Annotated in this window: 2 protein-coding genes; both read left to right on the forward strand. The window is 71.9% G+C overall.

What is annotated here, in order from left to right; all coding sequences use genetic code 11:
• The first annotated feature begins 189 nt into the window (after positions 1–189).
• The gene (locus ACFV9Q_RS12905) at positions 190–4,404 is read left to right on the forward strand and encodes an endo-1,4-beta-xylanase (protein ID WP_377234736.1); all 4,215 of its coding nucleotides are present in this window, start codon (positions 190–192) and stop codon (positions 4,402–4,404) included.
• A 174-nt stretch (positions 4,405–4,578) separates the two neighbouring features.
• Positions 4,579–6,216 carry an ABC transporter substrate-binding protein gene (locus ACFV9Q_RS12910; RefSeq protein ID WP_377234737.1) on the forward strand — a complete coding sequence of 546 codons (1,638 nt, stop codon included), beginning with the start codon at positions 4,579–4,581 and terminating at the stop codon, positions 6,214–6,216.
• Positions 6,217–6,261: the final 45 nt, after the last annotated feature.

The following is a 6,261-nucleotide window of genomic DNA, read 5'->3' on the forward strand; positions in this document are numbered from 1 at the left end:
GCACAGGCCTGTGCCGATCTCGATGCAAGGTGCCGACCTCGTAGGAAGGTGCCGACCTCAGCGACCGGCTGATCTGTCGAGCCGGGTCTCGACGGCGTCCGGGCACGCTGGCTACGCTGCCCCTACGTTCGCCGCGGCACCGTCGCCCCGGCGTCCGCCCCACCCGAGACACGCGCAAGGGAGCGCAGCATGCCTCATCGAAATCGTTTCATCGCCCGAGATCAAGCGCCCGGTAGAAATCGTTTCACACGCCAGCTCGCCGCCACCGACCCGGCAGCCGGCACCCGGGCCACCCGCCGCTGGACGGCCGGCCTCGGCACCGTCGCGCTCCTCGCCACGGGAGCCCTGGTCGCCGCACCCGCCACCACGGCCGCGCCAGCACCCACGGTACCCGAAGCCGCCGACACCACCGTCGTCACCGCCGTCGACTTCGAGGACGGCACCACCGGCACCTGGACCCCCAGCGGCGGCGCGGGCCTCGACGTCGTCCCGGACCCCGACGGCGCGGGCAGCGTGCTCGCGATCACGCGGGCCGCCGACTACGAGGGTCTCCAGTCCCCCACCGGGATCTTCCGCCCGGGGCTGACCTACACGTTCAGCATGCGCGCCCGCCTCGCGGAGCCCGCGGAGCCCACCGACCCGCCCGCCCCCACCAGCACCGGCGTCCGGTTCGTCGTGAAGCCGGCGTACACCTGGGTCGGCAACACGACGGTCGGCACCGGCTGGACCACGGTGACCGGCACGTACACGGCCGCCGCCGACGCCGACCCGGCCGAGCTGCAGGCCTACCTCGGCAGCACCGACCAGGACGCCCCCTACACGCTCCTCGTGGACGACATCATGGTGACCACCTCTGACACGGTTCCCCCGGACGACGTCGTGCCCGGCGGGGCGATCAACCCCGTGCCCACGCCGGTGTACGCCGCCGAGGGCAGCGGGAACGTCTCCGCCCTGACCTTCGACGACGGCCCGAACCCCGGCACCACGCCCGCCCTGCTGGACTTCCTCGCGGAGCACGACCTGAAGGCCGTCTTCTGCGTCATCGGGCAGAACATCCAGGCCGAGGGCGGCGCCGCGCTGTTGCGCCGGATCGTCGCCGAGGGCCACGTGCTGTGCAACCACTCGACGTCGTACGCCGACATGGGCTCCTGGACGCAGGAGCAGGTGCGCGCCGACCTGGTCGCGAACCTGGGGATCATCCGCGACGCGCTGGGCGACCCGAACCAGAAGGTCCCGTTCTGGCGCGCCCCGAACGGCTCCTGGGGCGTGACGCCCGGCGTCGCGGTCGAGCTGGGCATGCAGCCGCTCGCGGTGCGGAACACCATCGCCGACTGGGAGACCCAGGACGTCCCGACCCTCACCGCCAACCTGCGCACCGCCATGGTCCCGGGCGAGCTGGTCCTTGCGCACGACGGCGGCGGCGACCGGTCCGGCACGCTCGCCGCGGTGCGCACCGTCGTCAGCGAGCGCCTCGCCGACGGCTGGACGTTCACGTTCCCGCAGGGCACGCCCCCGGCGTCGGGCACCGTGCTGAGCACCGACTTCGAGGACGGCACGCTTGGCGGCTGGGCGCCGCGCAACGGCACCGACGCCTCCGACTTCACGCTCGCGGTCACGGACGCCGACGCGCACGGGGGCACCTGGGCGGCCGCGCTCACCGGCCGCGACGACACCGGCGACGGCATCGGCCGCGACGTTACGGGCGTGCTGCGCGCGGGCGTCACCTACGACGTCTCCGCCTGGGTGCGCTTCCCCGCGGGGCAGACGCCGGGCGACGTCTGGCTGAGCCTGGCCGGCACGGTCGACGGCACCCAGACGTTCTCGACGCTCGGCCAGTTCACGGGCCTGACCAGCAGCGGCTGGACCGAGGTGACCGCCACGTTCACCATGCCGGACCACGACAGCGCGCTCCTCTACTTCGAGACCGCGTACAACGGCGGCAACACCAGCGACTGGCTGATCGACGACATCGTGGTGTCCGTCCCGGAGCCGCCGCTGATCGAGGACCTGACCGGGCTGAAGGAGACGGTCGACTTCCCGGTGGGCGTCGCGATCGACAGTCGCGAGACGTCGGGCGCGGCGGCCCAGCTGCTGAGGAGGCACTTCGGCCAGATCACGCCCGAGAACCACATGAAGCCGGAGGCCTGGTACGACGCCGACGGCACGCTGCGCCGGCACCCCGAGGCGACGGCGCTCATGGACTTCGCGCAGGAGAACGACCTGCGGGTCTACGGCCACGTGCTGGTCTGGCACAGCCAGACGCCGGACTGGTTCTTCCAGGACGACGCCGGCGAGCCGCTGGCGGCCGACGAGGCGGGCCGGGCGGTGCTCCGCGAGCGCCTGCGCGACCACGTGTTCGGCATCGCGGAGAACCTGAGCGACGACTACGGGCTCTTCGGCTCGGCCACGAACCCGCTGGTCGCGTTCGACGTGGTCAACGAGGTGGTCTCGGACGGCGCGGAGAACCCGGACGGCCTGCGCCGCAGCGAGTGGTTCAGGATCCTGGGCGAGGAGTACATCGACCTCGCGTTCGAGTACGCGGACGAGGCGTTCAACGAGACGTACGCCGCCCCGCCGTCGGACGCGGTGCGCGAGCGCCCGGTGACCCTGTTCATCAACGACTACAACACGGAGCAGGGCGGCAAGCAGGACCGGTACCGGGCGCTGGTGGGCCGGCTGCTGGAGCGCGGCGTGCCGGTCGACGGCGTGGGGCACCAGTTCCACGTGTCGCTCGCGATGCCGGTCAGCGCGCTGGAGGGCGCGATCGAGCGGTTCGCGGACCTGCCGGTCACGCAGGCCGTCACGGAGCTGGACGTCACCACGGGCACGCCGGTCACGCAGGCCCGGCTGGTCGACCAGGGCTACTACTACCGCGACGCGTTCGACGTGTTCCGCGCGCACGCCGAGGACCTGTTCAGCGTGACGGCCTGGGGCCTGACCGACGGCCGGTCGTGGCGCGTCGACAGCGGCGCGCCGCTGCTCTTCGACGACCGCTTCCAGGCCAAGCCCGCGTACCACGGCGCGGCCGGGGCCGAGCTGCCGGCGCGTCTGCGCACCGCGAACGTGTTCGCCGGGAACGTGCCGCTGGACGGTTCGGCCACGGCGTCCCCGGTGTGGGACCGGCTGCCGCGGCACACGTTCGAGGCCCCGGGCGGCGGCGCGGCCGCCTTCCAGCTCCGCTGGGCGGCCGACCACCTGACGGCGTTCGTCACGGTGGACGACGCCGCGGCGGCAGCGGACGACGCCGTGACCCTGGTGCTCGACGACGCCGAGTACGTGGTGGGCCGGGACGGGACCGTGACCGGGCCGGGTGACGGGACGAGCGACGGAGCGGCCGCGGAGGTGAGCGAGCGGGAGGGCGGCTACGACGTCGTCGTGCACCTGCCCGCGACCCTCGCCGAGGGCGGTACCGCCACGTTCGACGCCCGCGTGACCAGCGGCGACGAGACCACGGCGTGGAACTCGCCGGGTGCCGTGGGCACGCTCACGCTGGTCGAGGAGCTGTCGTACCTGGAGGTCGCCGAGGCCGCGCAGGCCCCGCTGGTCGACGGCGACGTCGACGAGGTCTGGGCCACCGCCGGCGACGCGGTGACCACCACCAAGCAGGTCGAGGGCTCAGGCGGCGCCGTCGCGACCGTCCACACCCTGTGGAAGGACGGCACGCTCTACGTCCTGGCGGACGTCGCCGACCCCGTGGTCGACGTCTCCGGCTCGGACCCGTGGATCCAGGACTCCGTGGAGATCTACGTGGACGGCGGCAACGCGAAGAACGGCGGCTACCGGGCCGACGACACGCAGATCCGGGTCTCGGCCCGCAACGCCGTCTCCTTCGGCACCGGGGACGAGGCGGCGCAGCGCGCCCGCGTGTCCAGCGCCGCCACGGCGACCGACGGCGGCTACCGCGTCGAGGCGTCGGTGGACCTGCTGTCGTACGGCGGTCCGGGCACGTTCCACGGCCTGGACTTCCAGGTCAACGACGCGACCGGCGGCGCACGGACCGCCGTCCGCAACTGGGCCGACCCCACGGGCACGGGCTACCAGTCCACCGCCCGCTGGGGCGTGGGCCGCCTCGTCGAGCCGGAGGCGCAGGCGGCCCCGGCCTGGTCCGCGAGCGCCGTGTACACGGCGGGTGACCAGGTGAGTCACGACGGCGCGGTGTTCACCGCGCTGTGGTGGACGCGCGGCCAGACCCCCGGCGCCACGCCGTGGGGCCCGTGGGCCGAGGTGGGCGCCCCGCAGGCCTGCGCCGGCGGCACGTACCCGGCCTGGACGCCGACCGCGGTGTACGACGGCGGCGAGACGGTGGTGCACCACGGCCACCGCTGGACCGCGCAGTGGTACAGCCGGAACCAGGAGCCCTCCGCCACGCCGTGGGGGCCGTGGCGGGACCTCGGCGGCTGCTGACGTTCGCCGTTCGTCGGGTCTCCTTCCGCGTGAGCGCAGGTCGCTCGCAAGGAAGGAGACCTGACGAATCGTTACAGACGGTTAACACGACTTTCCAGGCGGCCCCACTTCCGTGGCGATATGGTCCAAACCTCCCCGCCAGTTGACCGGGGAGACGAACTGGGGAGGCAATCAGTGAGGCAAGCACGTTTCGCCACCTTCGCCGCGTCGGCGGCCGTGGTGGCCCTGACCGTGGCCGGGTGTACCCCGAACGACACCGTCGAAGGCGACGGTCCGGTCACCCTGGAGACCTGGATCAGCCAGGACATGGAGACGCTGTTCCCCGGCGACGCCGGGGCCTACGACAACATCAGCGTCCTCGACGTGGTGTACGACGGTCTGGTCCGGTACGACCCGGAGACCACCGAGCCGTACAACTACGTGGCCGAGTCCATCGAGCCGAACGACGACAACACGGTCTGGACCATCAAGATCAAGCCGGACCTCACGTTCCAGAACGGCGAGCCCGTCGACGCCGAGGCGTTCGCCCGCTCCTGGAACTACACGGCCGACGGCGACAACGGCCTGTACTCCAACTACTTCTTCGGCATCGTCGAGGGCTACGACGAGATGCAGCCCACGACCGACGACGACGGCAACATCACCGCCGAGGGCGCCGCGGACGAGCTGTCCGGGCTGAAGGTCACCGACGACCTGACCCTCGAGGTCACCCTCGCCTCGCCGTTCGCCGGCTTCGCGACGATGCTCGGCTACACCGGCTTCTTCCCGATCGCGCAGGAGTGCCTGGACGACGTCGAGAAGTGCGCGATCGAGCCGATCGGCAACGGCCCGTTCCAGGTGACCGACTGGCAGCAGAGCCAGGAGCTCACCGTCGAGAAGTGGGCCGACTACCCGCTCGACGAGACGCCGAGCTACGACGCCATCCACTGGACCGAGTACGCGGCGGGCGAGACGGCGGGGTGGGCGGACTTCAAGGCCGGCGACCTCGACCTGTCGTACCCGCCGACCGCCGAGGTCGAGTCCGCGAAGAACGACCCGGAGCTCTCCGAGCGCTACGTGGAGCGCCCCGGCGCCTCGCTGACGTACCTCGGCTTCTCCGGCTACACCGAGGGCCCGTGGAACGACATCGACTTCCGCAAGGCGATCTCGATGGCGATCGACCGCGAGGGCATCATCTCCTCGCTGGGCAGCGGCCAGGCCACGCCCGCCGACTCCTGGGTGGTCCCGGGCGGCGTGCCCGGCGGCGAGGCCGGCACGTGCGAGTGGTGCGTCTACGACCCCGAGGCCGCCAAGGCGGCGCTGGAGAAGTCCGGCGGCTGGCCCGACGGCGAGAAGCTCCAGATCAGCCTGGGTGACGACGACGCCGAGGTCGAGTACTTCACCGCCATCGGCAACTCGATCGAGGAGGTGCTGGGCATCCCGTACGAGCTCAACATCGTCTCGAGCGACGACTACTTCTCGACCCGTGCGGCGCAGGGCTTCGACGGCATGTTCCGGAACAACTGGTTCCCGGACTACCCGCTGAACGAGAACTACCTCAGCTTCTACGCGTCGGGCGAGCCCGGCGCCGGGCACTGGGGCTGGTACAGCGAGGACTTCGAGGCCAAGCTGGACGAGGCCGCGGCCGCGCCGTCGCTCGACGAGTCCGTCGCGCTCTACCAGGAGGCCGAGGGCATCCTCGCCGAGGAGTTCCCGACCATCCCGTTCCGCTGGAGCTTCAGCGCCACCTACTACAGCGACCGGCTGGACAACGTGATCCTCAACCCGTTCTCGGGCGCGCCGATCCTCCGCAAGATCGAGGTCACGGCGTAACCCGTGCGCCGAGTCAGCGCCGTAGTCCGACCAGCGCGCTGACTC

Source organism: Promicromonospora sp. NPDC059942 (assembly GCF_042731755.1).
GTDB lineage: Bacteria > Actinomycetota > Actinomycetes > Actinomycetales > Cellulomonadaceae > Promicromonospora.

What these genes read in the sequence shown, in the direction of transcription:
- ACFV9Q_RS12905 (WP_377234736.1), top strand. Translation starts at nt 190, where the DNA reads ATGCCTCATCGAAATCGTTTCATCGCCCGAGATCAAGCGCCCGGTAGA.